Below are 19,015 nucleotides of genomic sequence, written 5' to 3'. Positions count from 1 at the left end.
GGTGCGGTCATGGCTAATCTGACTGTTCGCAAGCTCGATGATGCTATCAGGGACGAACTGCGCCTGCGCGCCGCCCGTAGCGGCCGCTCGGTCGAGGACGAGGTACGTGTCATCCTGGGCGAGGTGGTGCACGGACAGCCTTCCGAAGCATCGCCTACGGCTCCCGCGCCGCGCCCGCAGGCCCCCGTGGCGTCGGCCAATGGGCTTGCCCGGGTTACCCTGATCATCGCTGGCGGCATCGCCGCCTACAAAGCGCTGGACCTGATCAGGCGGTTCACGGAGCGCCATATCCAGGTCCGCTGCGTGCTGACCAAGGCAGCGCAGCAATTCGTCACCCCGCTTGCGGCCAGCGCCCTGTCGCATGAGCGCGTCTATACCGACCTGTTCGATGCCGAGAGCGAATTCGATGCCGGCCACATCCGCCTGGCGCGCGAGTGCGACCTGATCGTGGTGGCGCCGGCGACCGCGGACCTGATTGCCAAAATGGCGCATGGCCATGCCGACGACCTCGCTTCCGCCATCCTGCTCGCCTCGAGCCGCCCGGTCCTGCTGGCACCGGCGATGAACCCGCTGATGTGGAACAACGCCGCCACCCGCCGGAATGTGCTGCAGCTCCGCCGCGACGGCATCCTGACCGTCGGGCCCAATGCCGGCGAGATGGCCGAAGCTGGCGAAGCCGGCGTCGGGCGGATGGCCGAGCCGACCGAAATCGCCGCCGCTGCCGAGCACATCCTGCGCCCGCCGCAGCCGCGCCCGCTTGCTGGCAAGCGTGTACTGATCACCGCAGGGCCAACGCATGAGGCGATCGATCCGGTGCGCTATATCGCCAACCGTTCCTCGGGCAAGCAGGGCTTTGCCATCGCGATCGCCGCGCGAGACGCCGGCGCCGAGGTCGTCCTGGTCTCGGGGCCGGTCGACCTCGTCGATCCACCCGGCGTGTCAGTGATCCCTGTGGAATCCGCGCGCGAGATGCTGCACCGGGTGGAAGCGGCACTGCCGGTCGATGTCGCGATCTTCGCGGCCGCGGTCGCCGACTGGCGGGTCGCCAACGAAGGCGAGCAGAAGCTGAAAAAGGCCGCCGCCGGCGTGCCGTCGCTGCAGCTGGTCGAGAATCCCGACATCCTCGCCACCATCGCCAAGCTCAACGACAAGCGCCCGCCGCTGGTGATCGGCTTCGCCGCCGAGACCGAGCATCTGGTCGAGAATGCGAAGGCAAAGATCGCCCGCAAGGGCTGCGACTGGATCGTGGCCAATGACGTTTCACCCGCCACCGGTGTGATGGGCGGCGACCGCAACACCGTTCATCTGCTGAGGCGCGAGGGCGAGAATGTCAGCGTCCATTCCTGGCCGGTCATGACCAAGGAACAGGTCGCGACCGAACTGGTGGCGCGGATCGCGAAGGTCGTGGAGGCAAGATCGTGAGTGCGACAATCAAGGTCGACGTCAGGCAATTGCCCCATGGCGAAGGCCTTCCGCTGCCGGCCTATCAGACTGCCGACGCCGCCGGGCTAGATCTGCTCGCCGCCGTGCCCGAAGAAGCGCCGTTGGTGCTCGCATCAGGCAAATACGCGATGGTTCCGACCGGGCTGACGATTGCGCTGCCGCCCGGCTTTGAGGCGCAGGTGCGGCCGCGTTCCGGGCTTGCCGCCAAGCATGGCGTGACCGTGTTGAATTCGCCGGGCACGATCGACGCCGACTATCGCGGCGAGATCAACGTGCTCCTGATCAATCATGGCGAGGCACCATTTTCGATCAGACGCGGCGAGCGCATCGCGCAGATGGTGATCGCGCCGGTCGTGCAGGCAGAACTGGTTCCGGCGACGGCGCTCTCGAGCACCGAACGCGGCAGCGGCGGGTTCGGCTCAACCGGGCGCTAAGCCGTTCGAATACGGATAAAATTTGCGCAAGCGCACCAATTGAGCCCGGCATTTTTCACAGCGGGTCTTGTGTTCACGATCTGGACTCTTACTCGCCGAGTCAGCTTGAGGATATGCTTCCTCGATTCGTGAGCACGGCGGGGGGTCTGACGCCGGGCCGAAGTCGTGCGTTCTGGGGCAAATTATGTCTGGCGTGGTCGCCGCAATGCGTCGAACCCTGCTGTCGTGCACCTCACTGGCGCGCGACGGCCTGATTGCGCTCGCCGCCACACTGACGCTGTCCACCGGATCGGCGCGCGCCGGCGACTGGCTGTTCGAGCCGGTGATCTCGGCATGGTTCGACCTCGATCATCAGGAATTCGTGCTCTTCACAGCAGCGCTGGCATTGCTGGGCTTTTCCGTGGTCGCCGCGATCCTCTTGATGCGCACGCGCGCTCGCGCGAGCCGGAGCGAGCGACGTCTGCGCGCCGAGATCGCCGGCCTGCAGGCCCAATCCGATCGCCTGCGCGCTTTGCTGTTTGCGGAACCGCAGGTCCTGATTTCCTGGGCGGCCGGCGACAACCGCCCCGAGATCAGTGGCGATATCGCATTGCTGACCTCGCAGGAGGCGACGCAGAACTTGCCCCAGCGCGTGCTGGCGTTCGGAACCTGGCTGCCGCCGGAACCGGCGTTGCAGATGGACCACGCGGTCGACGCGCTGCGCGAGGCCGGCCAAGGATTTCTGCTCAACCTCACCACCTCGAACGGCCGTGCGATCGAGGCGATGGGTCGCGCCATCGGCGGCCAAGCCATCGTGCGGATGCGTGAGCTTGGCGGCTTGCGCCGCGAACTGGCTGAAGCCAATCTGCGCTACAAGATGTTGCAGGAGGAGACCGAGCTGCTGCGCGATTTCGCCGCCGCCGCGCCCTGGCCGATCTGGGCCAAGAATGCACAGGACGATCTGCGCTATGCCAACACGGCCTATCTGCGGGCGACCGAGGGCGCAAGCATCGCGGATGCGATCACCCGCAATCTCGAACTCCTGGAGAACGACCAGCGGATCGAGATGGCCAAGGCGCTGCACGAATATTCGACCTATACCGCGCGATTGCCGATCGTGGTCGGCGGCGAGCGGCGGATCTACGACGTCCAGGCACTGAAGCTTGTCGGCGGGAGCGCCGGCATCGCCATCGATGCCAGCGAAGTCGCCGCCCTTCGCGCTGCGCTCACCCGGATGGCGGAAGCGCATCGCCGCACCCTCGACCAGCTCTCTTCGGGCGTGGCCGTGTTCGGCGCCGACCGGCGGCTCGCCTTCTACAACGAATCCTACCGTCGCCTCTGGAACCTCGATCAGGCGTTCCTCGATAGCAATCCCGACGACTCCAGCATCCTCGATCGGCTGCGCGCTGCCCGCAAACTGCCGGAGCAGCCGGATTTCCGCGCCTGGAAAGCCAAGCTCCACGAAGCCTATCGCGCGGTTGAACCGGAGAACTACACCTGGTTCCTGCCCGACGGCCGCGCTGTCAGCGTCGTCACCACGCCGAACCTCGAAGGCGGTGTCACCTATCTCTTCGACAACGTCACCGAAAGCCTCGATCTGGCGCGTCGCTTTGACGGCCTGATCCGGGTTCAGCACGAAACGCTCGATAATCTGAACGAGGCGGTTGCGGTGTTCGGCAGCAACGGCCGAGTGAAACTGTTCAACCCGGCATTCGAGAAGATGTGGAAGCTGCCGGCGGATGCGCTGCGCGAGCAGCCGCACATCGAGACCGTCGAAGCGCTGTGCAAGCCGCTGTTTGACGATCCGATCGTCTGGCGGGCGCTGCGCGAGGCGATCACCGCGATCGAGAACCGCGCCCAGGTCGCGCTGAAGCTGGAGCGCAAGGATGGCAGCGTGCTTCATTGCACGACCATGCCGCTGCCCGATGGCGCGACCATGCTGACGTTCCAGGACATCACCGACACCGAAAATGTCGAACGCGCGCTGCGCGAGCGCAACGAGGCGCTCGAAGCAGCCGACCAGATGAAGGTCGACTTCGTCCACCACGTATCCTATGAACTGCGCGCGCCGCTCACCACCATCATCGGCTTTGCGCATTTCCTCTCTGATCCCGCGACCGGACCGCTCAACCAGAAGCAGGCCGAATATCTCGACTACGTCACCAAATCGACCAACGCATTGCTCGCGCTCACCAACAACATCCTCGATCTCGCCACCATCGATGCCGGCGCGATGACGCTCGAGCTCGGCTCCGTCGATATCGGCAAGACGATCGAGGCCGCCGCCGAAGGCATTCAGGATCGCCTCGCGACCGACCGGATCACGCTCAAGGTCGATATCGAGCCCAATATCGGCGAATTCATCGGCGATGAACGACGCGTCGTGCAGGTGCTCTATAACCTGCTCGCCAACGCCGTCGGCTTCTCCCCGCATGACGGGACGGTCACGATCAGCGCGCGACGCGCCGAGCACAGTGTCGTATTCGCGGTGACCGACACCGGGCCGGGCATCGCGCCTGAGGTCAAGGACAAGGTATTCAACTGGTTCGAGAGCCATTCCCATGGCTCGCGGCACCGCGGCGCCGGCCTCGGCCTGTCGCTGGTGCGCTCCTTCGTCGAGTTGCATGGCGGCAAGGTCCGCGTCGATTCGACGGTCGGCAAAGGCACGACCGTCATTTGCGTCTTTCCGGTCGACCAGAACGCGCATCGCAACGCCGCCGAATGATTGTCACCAGCACATTCTCGGTCGCACTCGCCAATGAGGCCGCGACCGCGCATCTGATGGCCGATCTCGCGCTGCTGATCGGCCCTGGCGAAGTCATCGCGCTCTCCGGCGATCTCGGCGCCGGCAAGACCGCAGCCGCCCGCGCGCTGATCCGCTATCTCGCAACCGACGATACGCTGGAAGTGCCCAGCCCGACGTTTACGCTGTCGCAAAGCTACGAGCTGCCGGCATTTCCGCTGATCCATGCCGATCTCTATCGCATCAATGACGCGAGCGAGCTCGAGGAGATCGGGCTGTCGCCCTTGCCCGAAGGCGCGGTAGCTCTGATCGAATGGCCGGAGCGCGCGCCGGATGCCCTGCCGCCGGATCGCATCGATATCGCACTGAGCCACCGGCCGGCGCTGGGATCGACCGCGCGCGCGGCCGAGATCACCGGCCGCGGCAAGGCTGCCGCCGTCGTCACCCGGCTGAAGGCGCTGCGCCAATTCCTCGACAACGCCGGCTATGCGGACGCGCGGCGCGAGCGCATGCCGGGTGACGCCTCGACCCGCTCCTACGCCCGGCTATTCGACGACAATGGCAGCGTCATCCTGATGAATTCGCCGCGCCGGCCCGACGGGCCGGCGATCTATGACGGCAAGTCCTACAGCGCGGCCGTCCATCTCGCCGAGGACGTCAAGCCGTTCGTCGCGATCGACAACGGCCTGCGTGACCATGGCTTCTCCGCACCCGCGATCCGTCATTTCGACCTCGATCTGGGATTCCTGATCACCGAGGATTTCGGCAAGGAAGGCTTCATCGAAGGCGATCCGCCGGCACCGATCACCGAGCGCTACGAAACCGCGACCGACATGCTGGCGGCGCTGCATCGGGAGAAGCTGCCGGAGGTGCTGCCGCTGACGCCGCAGCTGAACTACGAGATCCCCATCTTCGACATCGATGCGTGGCTCGTCGAAATCGGGCTGATAATCGAATGGTACTTGCCGGACCGCGGAGTCACGCTTGCTTCCGACCTGCGCGACGAGTTTTACCCTATGTGGCGAGCGCTCCTGGAGAAGCCGGCCGCCGCGCCGCGGACCTGGGTGCTGCGCGACTTCCACTCGCCCAATCTGATCTGGCTCGGCGAGCGCACCGGAATCCTGCGGGTCGGCCTGATCGATTTCCAGGACGCCGTGCTGGGGCCTGCCACCTATGACCTGGTGTCCTTGTTGCAGGACGCGCGGATCGACGTGCCCGAATCGCTCGAGCTCACGCTGCTGTCGCGCTACATCAAGGCCCGGCGGGCCGCCGAGGAGCATTTCGATGCGGCCAGCTTCGCCGAGCTCTACGCGATCATGTCGGCGCAGCGTAACACGCGCCTGCTCGGGACCTTTGCGCGGCTCAACGGGCGCGACGGCAAGCCGCACTATCTCAAGCATCAGCCGCGGATCTGGACCTACCTCACTCGTTCACTGGCCCACCCGGCGCTGGCCGGCCTGCGCAAATGGTACGAGGCGCACGTCCCGCCGCCAGTTGGCTGATTTACCGCCTGTTAGCCTGAGCCGCCCTAGTCTGACACACGCTCTGGATGCAGGGCGGCTTGGTTAAGGGTCTAAATTGGCGATGAAGACAGAACGGCAACGCGGCGAGCGTGTCACCTTCGAACGCGGCATTCCCGCGCATATGATGGGAATCGACGGCACCTGGCGGCGCGATTGCACCATGGAGGACGTTTCCGAGACCGGCGCCAAGCTGACGGTCGAGGGCTCGGTGGAGGGACTGCACCTGAAGGAGTTTTTCCTGCTGTTGTCATCGACCGGACTCGCCTATCGCCGCTGCGAATTGTCCTGGGTCAATGGCGACCAGATCGGGGTCAATTTCCTCAAGCAGGGCGACAAAAAGAAGAGGGCGGCCAAGCGCGGCTCGCAACCCGCCGACGCCTGAAGATCGTTGTTTTTGACGTATTTTCTTCCCCGTCGCACGGCCGTCATGTCCGGCGACTATCGCGTCGACCCCATGCGCGCCCCGAATCGGCGTGATAGGATTGCGCGCTGTGATTTGAACGGTTCGAGAGCACGGAAGAATGCCCGTCAGCCCCCATAAAGCCATGGTCCTAGCCGCCGGTCTCGGCCTGCGCATGCGGCCTTTGACCGACCATATGCCGAAGCCGCTGGTGAGCGTGGCGGGCCAGCCGCTGCTCGATCATGTCCTGGACAAGCTCGCCGCTGCCGGCGTCAGCGAGGCCGTGGTCAATGTGCACTATCTGCCCGACCAGATCATCGAGCACGTCAAAACGCGAAAGCAACCGCGCGTAATCATCTCGGACGAGCGCGACAAGGTGCTGGGTACCGGCGGCGCGGTCGTGAAGGCGTTGCCGCTGCTCGGGCCTGAGCCGTTCTTCCACCTCAATGCCGACACGATGTGGATCGATGGCGTGCGGCCGAACCTGGCGCGGCTCGCGGAGACCTTCGACCTCGCCAGAATGGATATCCTGCTTCTGATGGCGCCGACCGCAAGCAGCATCGGCTATAGCGGCCGCGGCGATTATTCCATGCTGCCGGATGGTGCACTCCGCAAGCGGCGGGAACAGCAGGTGGTGCCGTTCGTCTATGCCGGCGCCGCGATCATGTCGCCGTCGATCTTTGCGGACGCCCCTGCGGGCGAGTTCTCGCTGACCAAGCTGTTCGACCGCGCCAACGAGCAGGAACGGCTGTTCGGCCTCAGGCTCGACGGTGTCTGGATGCATGTCGGAACTCCCGACGCCGTGCACGCCGCGGAAGAAGCATTCCTGGAAAGCGTGGCCTGATCCGCGCCAGCCGCAATCGTCCGTCATGCCCCGCGCATGCGGGGCATCCAGTACGCCGCAGCCTCTCGGCTTAAGCACCGCCATCTCTGGAATACTGGATCACCCGCTTTCGCGGGTGATGACCGGTGAGTAGCGGTTGACCGCGCATGACCATTGGGGAATCGCCGCTTATATTAGGCTTGATTCCGAATCAGGCTCCTCATGCGCGTTTTCAGCGTTCCCCTCTCCGTCCCGTTCCTGCGTACCGTCATCGCCGCCTTGGTCGACGGTCGTCTGGTGACGGGATTCGACGCGCGCGGCAATCCCGAAAGGCTGGCGGGCGCGACGCTCTATCTGCCGACGCGGCGCGCGGGCCGGCTCGCGCGGGAGATCTTCCTCGATGTCCTGAACACGGATGCCGCCGTGCTGCCGCGCATCATAGCGCTTGGCGACATCGATGAGGATGAACTCGCTTTCGCGGAAGAAGCGGAGCAATTCAGCGGCGCAGCACCGCTGGAGATTCCGCCCAAGCTCAGCGAGCTCGAGCGCCGGCTGACGCTGGCGAAGCTGGTCGCGGCCTGGGCCAAGAGTCCGGTGACCTCGCCGCAGGTGGTCGGCGGCCCTGCATCGACACTGCAGCTGGCCGGCGATCTCGCGCGCCTGATGGACGACATGGTGACGCGCGGCGTCGCGTGGAGCGCGCTCGATAAACTCGTTCCCGACCAGCTTGACCAGTATTGGCAGCATTCGCTGGATTTCCTGCGGATCGCGCGCCAGGCGTGGCCGGCCTATCTCGCCGAGGTCGGCCGCATCGAACCAGCGGCGCGGCGCGACCTCTTGATCACGGCCGAAGCCGTGCGCCTGACCGCGCAGCCTGATGGTCCCGTGATAGCGGCAGGCTCGACTGGTTCGATGCCGACGACCGCCAAGTTTCTCCACGCAGTGGCCAAGCTGCCGCACGGCGCGGTCGTGCTGCCCGGGCTCGATACCGATCTTGACGACGAGTCCTGGGAGACGATCGGCGGCATGCGGGATGCCAAGGGCAAATTCACCACGCCGCCCGCGTCGAACCATCCGCAATTCGCCATGCACGCGCTGCTCGATCGCTTCGGCATCAAGCGTGACGAGGTGGAGATTCTAGGTGAGCCGGCACCGCACGGGCGTGAAGTGCTGATGTCGGAAGCGATGCGGCCATCCCGCGCCACGGCGCAATGGCACGAGCGGCTGGAACAGCCCGACGTCGCCGAGAAGATTTCCGCGGGCATGCATGGCATCGCCGTCGTGGAAGCGCCGAACCCGGAGATGGAAGCGCTCGCCATCGCCATTGCGATGCGCGAGGCGCGGCATCTCAATAAGTCCGCCGCGCTGGTAACGCCGGACCGCGCTTTGGCGCGGCGGGTGATGGCGGCACTGACGCGCTGGAATCTCGAATTCGACGATTCCGGCGGTGAGGCGCTGATGGACACGCCATCGGGCATTTTCGCCCGCCTCACCGCGGAAGCTGCGACCAAGGGACTGGAGCCGCCGACGCTGCTCGCGCTGTTGAAGCATCCGCTGTTCCGGCTCGGTGCCGCGCCCGGCGCCCACCGGCGCGCGACCGAAGTATTGGAGCTGGCGCTCTTACGCGGCACGCGGCCGCAAGCGGGCAGCGAAGGCCTTGCCCGCGACTTCGAACGCTTCCGCGGCGAACTCGCCAAGCTCCGCTGCGGCGAGACCTCATCGCTGCATGCTCTCGAACAGCGGACCCGGCTCCGCGATGTCGAGCTCGACCAGGCACAGTCGCTGATATCAAAGCTGAGGGCCACGCTTGCACCGCTCGAAAGCCTCGGCGCGTCCAAGCCTTACGATTTTGTCGAGCTGGCACTGCGGCATCGCGAGGCGCTCACCGCCTTGTCCTGCGACCAGCACGGCGTCGCCGTCGCCTTCGAGGAGCAGGCAGGCTCGGTGCTCGCATCCGCATTTGATGATCTCCTCGGCGCAAAAAAGCTGAGCGGCGTGATGGTCCCGCTCGCCGATTATCCCGACGTCTTCCAGACCGCGTTTGCTGACAGAATGGTGCGCCGTGCGGAATCGCCGCGCGCGCAACTCCACATTTTCGGTCAGCTCGAAGCGCGACTGACGGAGACCGACCGCGTGATCCTCGGCGGGCTCGTCGAAGGCGTCTGGCCGCCGGCACCGCGAATCGATCCCTGGCTGAGCCGACCGATGCGGCACGAGCTCGGCCTCGATTTGCCGGAACGGCGTATCGGTCTTTCCGCGCATGACTTCGCGCAACTGCTCGGCACTGGCGATGTGATCCTCAGCCACTCGGCCAAGGTCGGCGGAGCGCCGGCCGTGGCCTCGCGCTTCCTGCACCGGTTTGAGGCGGTCGCGGGCGAGGCGCGCTGGAAGGCCGCGACGGCACTAGGCGAGAAATACGTCCATTACGCCGCCGAACTCGACCGGCCGGAGAAGGTCGAGCCGATCGCGCAGCCCGCACCAAAGCCGCCGCTTGCGACCAGGCCGCTCAGAATGTCGGTAACCGCGATCGAGGACTGGCTGCGCGATCCCTACACGATCTACGCAAGATATATCCTGAAGCTCGACCCGCTCGATCCGGTCGACATGCCGCTATCGGCCGCCGACCGCGGCTCGGCGATCCACGCAGCTCTCGGCGAATTCACGGAAAGCTTCGCCGCCGGCTTGCCGGACGATCCGCTTCGCGCGCTGCGCGAGATCGGCGGCAAACACTTCGCGCCGCTGATGGAACGCCCGGAAGCGCGGGCGCTGTGGTGGCCGCGCTTCCAGCGGATCGCGACCTGGTTCGCCGAATGGGAGACCGTGCGGCGCGGCGATATCGCGGCCATCGACGCCGAGATCCGTGGCGAGATCGGCATCCCCCTCGATAACGCGCGCACCTTCACGCTTTCGGCGCGCGCCGACCGCATCGAGCGCCACCGCGACGGCTCGTTCGCGATCCTCGACTACAAGACCGGGCAGCCGCCGACGGGAAAACAGGTGCGCATGGGACTGTCGCCGCAGCTCACGCTGGAAGCCGCGATCCTGCGCGAGGGCAGCTTTGAGGGCATTCCCGCCGCCGCATCCGTCGGCGAGCTCACCTATGTCAGGCTGAGCGGCAACAACCCGCCGGGCGAGCAGCGGACGCTGGAATTGAAGATCAAGCCGGGCGACACGCCGCAATCGCCCGACGATGCCGCCGACCACGCGCGGCGGGAGCTGGAAAAACTGATCCGCCAGTTCGAGGACGAGAACCAGGCCTACACCTCGCTGAATCTCTCGATGTGGGCCAATCGCTACGGCACCTATGACGACCTCGCCCGCATCAAGGAATGGTCGGCCGCCGGCGGCCTGGGAGTGGAGGAATGGTGAAAGCGCCCCGTCCCATTCCCGACGCGGTGCGCGCCACGCAGGCGCGCGCGTCCGATCCCAAGGCGTCCGCCTTCGTGTCCGCCAATGCCGGTTCGGGTAAGACCCACGTGCTGGTGCAGCGCGTGATCAGGCTGCTGCTCGAGGGTACACCGCCCGAAAAGATCCTCTGCATCACCTTCACCAAGGCGGCCGCGGCCAACATGGCCGAGCGGGTATTCTCCACGCTCGGCCACTGGGTCACGCTCGACGATGCGGCACTGGATGCGGCGATCCGCGAAGCCGGCATTGCACATCCCAATGCAAAGCTGCGGAGGGAAGCGCGTAAGCTGTTCGCCTGCGCGCTGGAGACGCCGGGCGGGCTGAAGGTGCAGACCATCCACGCGCTGTGCACACGCCTGCTGCAGCAGTTCCCATTCGAGGCCAATGTGCCGGCGCGGTTTGCCGTGCTCGACGAGCGCGATCAGAACGAGATGATGGAGCGCGCCAATCTCGCCGTGCTGCTGGAGGCCTCCCGCAATCCGGACAGCGCGACCGGGCGTGCCTTGATGGTGGCAATGGCGAGCGCCGCCGACGTCACCTTCAAGGACGTGGTGCGCGAGGCGTGCCTCAGCCGCGATTATTTCATGGCCTGGACCGATGCAGCGGGCAGCGCGGAAGCAGCCGCCGGCCAGATGTCCGCAGCGCTTGGCGTTGCCGCCAACTCGATCGAAGACGTCGAGCGCGAGATCCTCGATGGCCCCTATCTGCCACGTGCGCGCTGGGAAGACGTCGCGCTCGTCCTCGACACCGGCAACAAGTCCGACCAGGACCAGGCGGCGCGCTTGCGTGAGGCGCTGGTCTTCACCGGCAGCGCGCAGGTCGACGCCTATCTCGGCGTCTTCCTTACCGATGCCGACCGCACGCCGCGCAAGTCGGTGGTGACGAAGAAATTCTGCGACAACAATCCCGCCATCGGGCGGCTGTTCGAGGCGGAAAGCCAGCGCATCCATCCGCTGATCGAGCGCCGCCGCGCCGTGACGATCCGCGACCGCACCGAGGCGCTGCTGCACATCGCAACCGCGGCGGCCGCGAACTACCGCCGCGAGAAGTTGGAGCGCGGGCTGCTCGACTATGATGACCTCATCGGCAAGACATTGGAGATGCTCGACCGCGTTTCCTCCGGCTGGGTGCATTACAAGCTCGACCGTGGCGTCGATCATGTTCTGATCGACGAGGCGCAGGATACCAGCCCGAAGCAATGGGACATCGTCGCCCACATCATCTCTGAATTCACTTCCGGTGCCGGCGCGCGCGATGGCGTTACGCGCACCGTGTTCGCGGTCGGCGACGAGAAGCAGTCGATCTTCTCGTTCCAGGGTGCGGCCCCGCATGAATTCGACCTGCGCCGCCGCGAGCTGAAGAAGAAGTTCGAGGATGCCGGGCTGAAATTCGATCCGGTCTCCTTCACCTATTCGTTCCGTTCGGGACCCGTGATCCTGCAATCGGTCGACCACGTCTTCCGCGAGCAGGAGATCTATCGCAGCATCCATGCGGTCGAGAACGGTTATCCGCTCCACAATGCGCTCGCCGACGCCGGCCCCAGCCTGATTGAGCTCTGGGAGCTCGCGGAGGCCGACGACAGGCAGGACATCGAAGGCTGGCGCGCGCCGTTCGATGGCGTCTCCGTCACCAGCCCGGAAGTCAAGCTGGCAAAGCGCATCCAGGCCGAGATCAGGCGGCTGGTGGAAAGTGGCACGATGACCGGCAGCCACGGCAACCGCCGGCCGCTCACTTACGGCGATGTCCTGGTGTTGGTGCGAAGGCGCGGCAACGCGTTCGACGCGGTGATCCAGGCGCTGAAGCACGCTAATATCCCGGTCGCCGGCGCCGACCGATTGAAGCTGACCGAGCACATCGCGATCATCGACCTGATGAACCTCGCGGACGCACTGCTGTTGCCGCAGGACGATCTGGCGCTGGCGGTCGCGCTGAAGAGCCCGCTGTTCGGTCTTGACGATGACGATCTGTTCAAGCTGGCCTGGGATCGCAAGGGATCGCTGCGCCAGGCGCTGACACAGCATGCTGCGACCGACGAGCGCCTCGCGGCCGCGGTGAGACGGCTTGAGCGATGCGAGCGGCGGTTTGCCGATTCGGCCCCGTTCGCCTTCTACGCCTGGCTGCTCGGCGGCGATGGCGGGCGGGCGCGCTTCCTGCGCCGGCTCGGCCACGAGGCCAACGACGCGCTCGATGAATTCCTCGAGCTCGCACTGGCCTATGAGCGCAAGGCACCGAGCTCGCTGCAGGGCTTTATGGCGTGGCTCCGCGCGGCCGACACCGAGGTGAAGCGCGACATGGAAATTTCGCGCGACGAGGTGCGCGTGATGACCGTGCATGGCGCCAAGGGGCTGGAAGCCTCCGTCGTATTCCTGGTGGACACCACCACCTCGCCTTCGGATACCCAGCGCCTGCGGCTGATCCATCTGCCGCAGGATAATAGCGCGTCGCACGCGCCCGGCGTCGTGGTCTGGGCCGGCCGCAAGGCCGAGGATCCCTGTCCCGTCGCCAAGGCGCGCGAGGCGATGCTGGAAGAGACGGAGGACGAATATCGCCGCCTGCTCTATGTCGCGATGACTCGCGCCGCCGATCGGCTGATCGTTGGCGGCTGCATGCCCGGCAACATGAAGAAGGTCCGGAATTCCTGCTGGTATGATCTGATCGACAAGGGCCTCGCCAATTCCGGCCTCAGCTTGCAGGAGATCGAGACCCCCGCGGGTCTGGTGAAGCGCTATTTCCGGCCACAGGACGCCGATGCTGCGACCGGCCTCGCTGCCTCGGCAGCGCTGCAGCCGATCGAGCTGCCGTCCTGGCTGCAGCGGCCGGCGCCGGCTGAACTCGCCGCCGACAGCCTGCTGCGGCCGTCCGACCCGACCGACGACAGCCGCCGCGTCCGCAGCGGCGAACAGCTCACCCAGCGCGCCCGTGCCATCCAGCGCGGCACGTTGGTGCACCGGCTGTTGCAGTCGCTGCCGGATATCGCACCCGAGCGCCGGCGCGGCGCAGCACTCTCCTATCTCGAACGCAACGCCGAGGATTGGACCGAGCAGGAGCGTGGAGCGCTGGCGGAAAGCGTGCTGGCCCTGATCGCCGATCCACGCTTCGCAGCCGTGTTCGCCGCCGGAAGCCGCGCGGAAGTCTCCATTGTCGGTCGGCTGGAGCAGCCCGGGCAGGCGCCGGCGCTGGTATCCGGCCAGATCGACCGGCTGGTGGTGACAGGAGAGGAAGTCCTGATCGTCGATTTCAAGACCAACCACGCCCCGCCGAAAACTGCGGCCAAGGCACCGCGGGGCTATGTCCGGCAGCTGGCGCTCTACCGGGCCGTGCTGCGCAAGCTTTATCCTGGGCGATCCGTCCGCGCCGCCCTGCTCTGGACCGAAACTACTGAATTGATGGAGATTTCCGTCTCCGCGCTGGACAGGGAGCTGGCATCCCATCGTGCTGGCGTGACCGAGCTTGACCCGGCAGGGGCGCGTTCATAGGTTTGACGTATGATCCCGGGCGCGACTCAGTCGCGCCCTTTTCTTCCAACCGAACGAGGTATCCCATGGCAGTGGGCAAGGTCTCTGACGCCAATTTCGAAGCCGAAGTGCTCAACGCGACCGGGCCTGTCGTGGTCGATTTCTGGGCCGAATGGTGCGGCCCCTGCCGCATGATCGCTCCCGCACTGGACGAGATCGCGGGTTCGATGGGCGACAAGGTTAAGATCGTGAAGCTCAACGTCGACGAGAGCCCGAAGACGGCTTCCAAATACGGCGTGATGTCGATCCCGACCTTGATGATCTTCAAGGGTGGCGAGATGGCCTCGCGCCAGGTCGGTGCGGCGCCGAAGGCGAAGCTGCAGCAGTGGATTTCCGCTGCGGTCTGATTCGGCAGTTTCCTTGGAATAATTTTCGACAGCGGCCGGCGGATAGCCGGCCGCTTGCGTTGAGAGGGCGTGTGTTGCGTTTGAAGGCCCTCGCCCGTGCCATCTCCTCGCCGAAAGATCGCTTCCGACTCCACTGCGCTGCTCGCGATGGAAGCGCGTTCGGTCGATGCGATCCCGCGCGGGGGCGAGTGGCAGTATGAACCGAAATGGGATGGCTTCCGCTGCCTGCTTGCGCGCGACGGCGAGAAGGTCGACCTGCGCTCCAAGTCCGGCGAGAATCTTGGGCGCTATTTTCCCGAGCTGATTGCTGCCGCCCTCAAGCTCAAGGCAACCTCATTCGTGCTCGATGGCGAAATCGTCGTGCCGCATGGCAAGATGTTCTCGTTCGACGATCTGTTGCAGCGGATTCATCCCGCGGTCAGCCGTATCAAAAAGCTGGCGCAGGAGACGCCTGCGCTATTCATCGCGTTCGACCTGCTCGCGAATGCAGCCGACAAAAAGCTATCGGCCGAACTTCTCAGCCGACGGCGGCCAAAGCTCGAAGCATTCGCCAGGGTGCAGTTGAGGTCCAATCCGGCATTTCGGCTTTCACCGGTCACCACAAGCTACGCGACGGCGATGAAGTGGCTGAAGCAATCGGGCGGCGGGTTCGACGGCGTGATCGCCAAGCGCATCGATCTGCCCTATCAGGCCGGCAACCGCGACGGCATGCAGAAGGTCAAGAAATTCCGCAGCGCCGATTGCGTGGTCGGCGGCTTCCGCTACGCGACCAACAAGATCAATGGACGGAACGTCATCGGCTCACTCCTGCTCGGCCTCTATGACGATGACGACCTGTTGCACCATGTCGGCTTCACTTCCGCCATCAAGCGCGAGGACAAACCGGCGCTGACGGCAAAGCTGGAGGCGCTGATCGCAAAACCCGGCTTCACCGGGAATGCGCCGGGCGGCCCGAGCCGCTGGTCGACCGACCGCTCCGCGCAATGGTGTCCGCTGAAACCGAAACTGGTGATCGAAGTCTGCTACGACCATTTCAGCGGCGAGCGCTTCCGCCACGGCACCTCGATCCTGCGCTGGCGCCCGGACAAGGCACCGCGGCAGTGCACCTTCGAGCAGTTGAAGCAGAAGGCTGTCGACCCGATGAAATTACTGAAGGTGTAGCCGGCGTTCACACCGGCGGCGTGCCGTTCACCTCGAGCACATGGCCGGCGAGATAGAGCGAGCCCGTGATCAAAATGCGCGGCGGCACCTCATAGGCAAGCTGCGACAGCGCCTGCAGCGCGGCCTCCACACTCGGCGCGATGTCCACACGCATGCCGAACGCGCGGGCGGCATCCGCCAGCCGATCCGGCGGCATGGCGCCCGTGCGACCCGGAATCTTGACCGCGATGATGTGGCGCGTGAGGCCGGCGAAATTGGCGAGAAAACCGGATGCATCCTTGTTCGCCATCATGCCGGCGATCACGACCAGCGGACGCGACACCCGCTCTTCGAGGTCGCCGAGGGCAGCGGCTGCCACGCGACCGCCTTCGGCATTGTGCCCGCCGTCGAGCCAGATCTCCGAGCCCGCCGGCGCCAGATTGACCAGCATGCCCGACGCCAGCCGCTGCATCCGCGCCGGCCATTCGGCATTGACGATGCCGGCCTCGAACGCCGCGATCCCGATCTTGAACGCGTCGATCGCACGCAGTGTCGCGATCGCGAGCCCGGCATTGTCGAACTGGTGACGGCCGAACAGCTTTGGCGCCGCCAGATCCATCAGGCCGCGATCATCCTGGTAGACCAGCCGGCTGCGCTCGACCCCGACATGCCATTCCTGTCCGGCCGCATGCAGCGGCGCACGCCGTCGCGCCGCCTGCGCCTCGACCACCGACATCGCGTCGGGCGGCTGCTCGGCCGAGATCACCGGCACGCCAGGCTTGATGATCGCGGCCTTCTCACCGGCGACCGCGGTCAGCGTATCGCCGAGGAATTCGGTGTGATCCATGCTGATCGGCGCGATGACGGACGCAAGCGGCCTCTCGACCACATTGGTCGAATCCAGCCTGCCGCCGAGTCCGACCTCCAGCAGCGCGATGTCGGCCGCATGCCCAGCGAACAGGCAGAAGGCCGCCGCGGTCTCGATCTCGAAGATCGTGATCGGGCGGCCTTCATTGACGCATTCGCAATGTTCGATCACCGAGCGCAATTCGTCGTCGCCGACCAGCACGCCGCCGCCGACGCGGCCAAGGCGATAGCATTCGTTCAGTCGCACCAGGTAGGGCGAGGTGAAAACATGCACGCGCAGGCCGGCCGCTTCCAGGATCGCGCGCAAATAGGCGATCGTGGAGCCCTTGCCGTTGGTGCCGGCAACATGGATCACCGGCGGCAGCTTGCGCTCGGGATGATCGAGCCGCGCGAGCAGCCCGTGCATGCGATCGAGGCTGAGATCGATCGTCTTCGGATGCAGCGCCGACAGGCGCGCAACCAGCTCGCCGAGCGGCGGCGACGGTCGGGCGGCGGGCACGCTCACGCGTGAGGCGCTGCCGGCACGGTTTCCGGTGCCGAGACGATCTGGGTGGGCGTGGTGACCTCCGGCGCAGGCTTCAAGGGAGCTTGCAGCGGCGGCGATTTGGTGAGCAGGCGGCACAGCCTCGCCAGCGTCGCGCGCATGTCATGGCGATGCACGACCATGTCGACCATGCCGTGGTCGCGCAGATATTCGGCGCGCTGGAATCCCTCCGGCAGCTTCTCGCGGATGGTCTGCTCGATCACGCGCGCGCCGGCGAAGCCGATCAGCGCGCCCGGCTCAGCGATTTGCACATCGCCCAGCATTGCATAGGAGGCGGTGACGCCGCCGGTGGTCGGATTGGTCAGCACGACGATATAGGGCTGCTTGGCCTCGCGCAGCATCTGCACGCCCACCGTGGTGCGCGGCATCTGCATCAGCGACAGGATGCCTTCCTGCATCCGCGCGCCGCCTGAGGCTGCGAACACGATGAAGGGGGACTTCTTCTCGACCGCAAGCTCGAGCCCGCGCACCATCGCCTCTCCGGCGGCCATGCCAAGCGAGCCGCCCATGAAATCGAAATCCTGCACGGCGATCACGACGCCGGCGCCTTCGAGCTTGCCGTAACCGATCTTGATCGCGTCATTCAGTGAGGTTTTTGCCCGCGCATCCTTGATGCGGTCGACATATTTGCGCTCGTCGCGGAACTTCAGCGGATCGGGCGCCACCTCTGGCAGGGCCACGTCGAACCAGGTCTCATTGTCGAAGATTGACTTCAGCCGCGCCACCGCGCCCATGCGCATGTGGTAGTTCGAGCCGGGAATGACGAACTGGTTGGCCTCGACGTCCTTGTAGAACACGAGCTGCCCGGAATCCGGGCACTTGATCCAAAGGTTCTCGGGCGTCTCGCGCCGCAGGATGCTGCGGATCTTCGGCCGGACGACATTGGTGAGCCAGTTCATGCTTCGCTCCGAAATGCGGTCGGTTCCGCATTGCTTGAATATATGGCGGCCCGGCCAACGCCCGGCAAGCCGCCTAAAATGACGATTGTAGCCTATTCGGCGGCTTGTTTGGCGCCCCGGACGCCCTGCGCGAGCGCGGCGACAAGGTCGGCAACCGCGGATACGGTCTTTGCGGTCGCTCGCCCCTCCGCATCCAGGCTACCCCGCACGGCATCGACCAGCGCGGTGCCGACCACCGCACCGTTGGCGCTTTCGCCGATCGCCCGCGCGGTTTCCGGGGTGCGGATGCCGAAACCGACGCAAACCGGCAGCTTCGTATGCCGCTTGATGCGTGCCACCGCCTCGCCGACCGCCTTGGCGTCCGCCGCCGCGGCACCGGTGATGCCGGTGATCGAGACATAGTAGACGAAGCCGGAGGTGTTCGCGAGCACCGCGGGCAGGCGCTTGTCGTCGGTAGTCGGCGTCGCCAGTCGAATGAAGTTGAGCCCAGCCTTCATCGCCGGCAGGCACAGCTCGGCGTCCTCCTCCGGCGGCAGGTCGACGATAATCAGACCATCGACGCCGGCGCTCTTGGCATCGGCGAGGAACTTGTCGACGCCGTAAATGTAGATCGGATTGTAGTAGCCCATCAGCACCAGCGGCGTGGCGTCATCATCCTTGCGGAAGCCGCGCACCATCTCGAGCGTCTTCCTGAGCGTCATGCCGCCCTTGAGCGCGCGTAAGCCGGCCGCCTGGATCGAGGGACCATCCGCCATCGGATCGGTGAAAGGCATGCCGATCTCGATAATGTCAGCGCCGGCCTTCGGCAGCGCCTTGATGATGTTGAGCGACGTCGCAGGATCGGGATCGCCGGCCATCACGAAAGTGACAAAGGCAGAGCGGCCCTGCTTCGCGAGCTCGGCGAAACGTGCATCGATACGGGTGGTCATGGTGCGGCGTTCGCTGTGGTG

13 protein-coding genes are annotated in these 19,015 nt (G+C 65.6%); 10 read left to right on the top strand and 3 right to left on the bottom strand.

Annotated elements, in window-relative coordinates; translation table 11 throughout:
• Nucleotides 1-9: 9 nt before the first annotated feature.
• The 10 genes from coaBC to J6497_RS10080 all read left to right on the top strand — a co-directional run bounded on the left by coaBC (nt 10) and on the right by J6497_RS10080 (nt 15,776).
• The gene (gene coaBC, locus J6497_RS10125) at nt 10-1,422 is read left to right on the top strand and encodes a bifunctional phosphopantothenoylcysteine decarboxylase/phosphopantothenate--cysteine ligase CoaBC (RefSeq protein WP_225704112.1); all 1,413 of its coding nucleotides are present in this window, start codon (nt 10-12) and stop codon (nt 1,420-1,422) included.
• A complete protein-coding gene (gene dut, locus J6497_RS10120; RefSeq protein ID WP_225704111.1) occupies nt 1,419-1,877 on the top strand; it encodes a dUTP diphosphatase in 459 nt (152 codons plus the stop codon). The genes coaBC and dut overlap by 4 nt, the downstream gene beginning before the upstream one ends.
• A 184-nt stretch (nt 1,878-2,061) precedes the next feature.
• A complete protein-coding gene (locus tag J6497_RS10115) occupies nt 2,062-4,581 on the top strand; it encodes a PAS domain-containing sensor histidine kinase (RefSeq protein WP_225704110.1) in 2,520 nt (839 codons plus the stop codon).
• Nucleotides 4,578-6,101, top strand: a complete 1,524-nt coding sequence (gene tsaE, locus J6497_RS10110) for a tRNA (adenosine(37)-N6)-threonylcarbamoyltransferase complex ATPase subunit type 1 TsaE (RefSeq protein WP_225704109.1) — start codon at nt 4,578-4,580, stop codon at nt 6,099-6,101. The genes J6497_RS10115 and tsaE overlap by 4 nt, the downstream gene beginning before the upstream one ends.
• 82 nt (nt 6,102-6,183) lie before the next feature.
• Nucleotides 6,184-6,504 carry a PilZ domain-containing protein gene (locus J6497_RS10105; RefSeq protein ID WP_225704193.1) on the top strand — a complete coding sequence of 107 codons (321 nt, stop codon included), beginning with the start codon at nt 6,184-6,186 and terminating at the stop codon, nt 6,502-6,504.
• A gap of 139 nt (nt 6,505-6,643) precedes the next feature.
• Nucleotides 6,644-7,366 carry a nucleotidyltransferase family protein gene (locus tag J6497_RS10100; RefSeq protein WP_225704108.1) on the top strand — a complete coding sequence of 241 codons (723 nt, stop codon included), beginning with the start codon at nt 6,644-6,646 and terminating at the stop codon, nt 7,364-7,366.
• 201 nt (nt 7,367-7,567) lie between these two features.
• Entirely contained in the window at nt 7,568-10,714 is a 3,147-nt protein-coding gene (gene addB / locus J6497_RS10095) for a double-strand break repair protein AddB (protein WP_225704107.1), read from the top strand.
• Entirely contained in the window at nt 10,708-14,229 is a 3,522-nt protein-coding gene (gene addA, locus J6497_RS10090) for a double-strand break repair helicase AddA (RefSeq protein WP_225704106.1), read from the top strand. Before addB ends, addA begins: the two co-directional genes overlap by 7 nt.
• 65 nt (nt 14,230-14,294) lie before the next feature.
• Nucleotides 14,295-14,615, top strand: coding sequence for a thioredoxin (trxA, locus tag J6497_RS10085; protein ID WP_027580982.1), 321 nt, complete (start codon nt 14,295-14,297; stop codon nt 14,613-14,615).
• Nucleotides 14,616-14,762: 147 nt separating this feature from the next.
• Nucleotides 14,763-15,776 (top strand): ATP-dependent DNA ligase, encoded by a 1,014-nt coding sequence (locus J6497_RS10080; protein ID WP_225704192.1) that lies wholly within the window; start codon nt 14,763-14,765, stop codon nt 15,774-15,776.
• A gap of 7 nt (nt 15,777-15,783) precedes the next feature.
• On the opposite strand, the gene J6497_RS10075 is transcribed toward J6497_RS10080, so the two are convergent.
• The 3 genes from J6497_RS10075 to trpA all read right to left on the bottom strand — a co-directional run bounded on the left by J6497_RS10075 (nt 15,784) and on the right by trpA (nt 18,994).
• On the bottom strand, nt 15,784-17,127 hold the full coding sequence (locus tag J6497_RS10075; RefSeq protein WP_225704105.1) for a bifunctional folylpolyglutamate synthase/dihydrofolate synthase: 1,344 nt from the start codon (nt 17,125-17,127) through the stop codon (nt 15,784-15,786).
• Nucleotides 17,124-18,065 (bottom strand): acetyl-CoA carboxylase, carboxyltransferase subunit beta, encoded by a 942-nt coding sequence (gene accD, locus J6497_RS10070; protein ID WP_225704104.1) that lies wholly within the window; start codon nt 18,063-18,065, stop codon nt 17,124-17,126. The genes J6497_RS10075 and accD overlap by 4 nt, the downstream gene beginning before the upstream one ends.
• Before the next feature lie 92 nt (nt 18,066-18,157).
• On the bottom strand, nt 18,158-18,994 hold the full coding sequence (trpA, locus tag J6497_RS10065) for a tryptophan synthase subunit alpha (protein ID WP_225704103.1): 837 nt from the start codon (nt 18,992-18,994) through the stop codon (nt 18,158-18,160).
• Between the last annotated feature and the right edge of the window lie 21 nt (nt 18,995-19,015).

The sequence above is a fragment of the Bradyrhizobium cenepequi genome, assembly GCF_020329485.1.
Lineage (GTDB): Bacteria > Pseudomonadota > Alphaproteobacteria > Rhizobiales > Xanthobacteraceae > Bradyrhizobium > Bradyrhizobium cenepequi.
This window is presented reverse-complemented; position numbering and strand designations above follow the sequence as displayed.

Excerpts from the sequence above, each read along its gene's own strand:
- coaBC (WP_225704112.1), top strand. The coding sequence starts at position 10 with ATGGCTAATCTGACTGTTCGCAAGCTCGATGATGCTATCAGGGACGAA.
- J6497_RS10115 (WP_225704110.1), top strand. The coding sequence starts at position 2,062 with ATGTCTGGCGTGGTCGCCGCAATGCGTCGAACCCTGCTGTCGTGCACC.
- tsaE (WP_225704109.1), top strand. The coding sequence starts at position 4,578 with ATGATTGTCACCAGCACATTCTCGGTCGCACTCGCCAATGAGGCCGCG.
- J6497_RS10105 (WP_225704193.1), top strand. The coding sequence starts at position 6,184 with ATGAAGACAGAACGGCAACGCGGCGAGCGTGTCACCTTCGAACGCGGC.
- J6497_RS10100 (WP_225704108.1), top strand. The coding sequence starts at position 6,644 with ATGCCCGTCAGCCCCCATAAAGCCATGGTCCTAGCCGCCGGTCTCGGC.
- addB (WP_225704107.1), top strand. The coding sequence starts at position 7,568 with ATGCGCGTTTTCAGCGTTCCCCTCTCCGTCCCGTTCCTGCGTACCGTC.
- addA (WP_225704106.1), top strand. The coding sequence starts at position 10,708 with ATGGTGAAAGCGCCCCGTCCCATTCCCGACGCGGTGCGCGCCACGCAG.
- trxA (WP_027580982.1), top strand. The coding sequence starts at position 14,295 with ATGGCAGTGGGCAAGGTCTCTGACGCCAATTTCGAAGCCGAAGTGCTC.
- J6497_RS10080 (WP_225704192.1), top strand. The coding sequence starts at position 14,763 with ATGGAAGCGCGTTCGGTCGATGCGATCCCGCGCGGGGGCGAGTGGCAG.
- accD (WP_225704104.1), bottom strand. The coding sequence starts at position 18,065 with ATGAACTGGCTCACCAATGTCGTCCGGCCGAAGATCCGCAGCATCCTG.
- trpA (WP_225704103.1), bottom strand. The coding sequence starts at position 18,994 with ATGACCACCCGTATCGATGCACGTTTCGCCGAGCTCGCGAAGCAGGGC.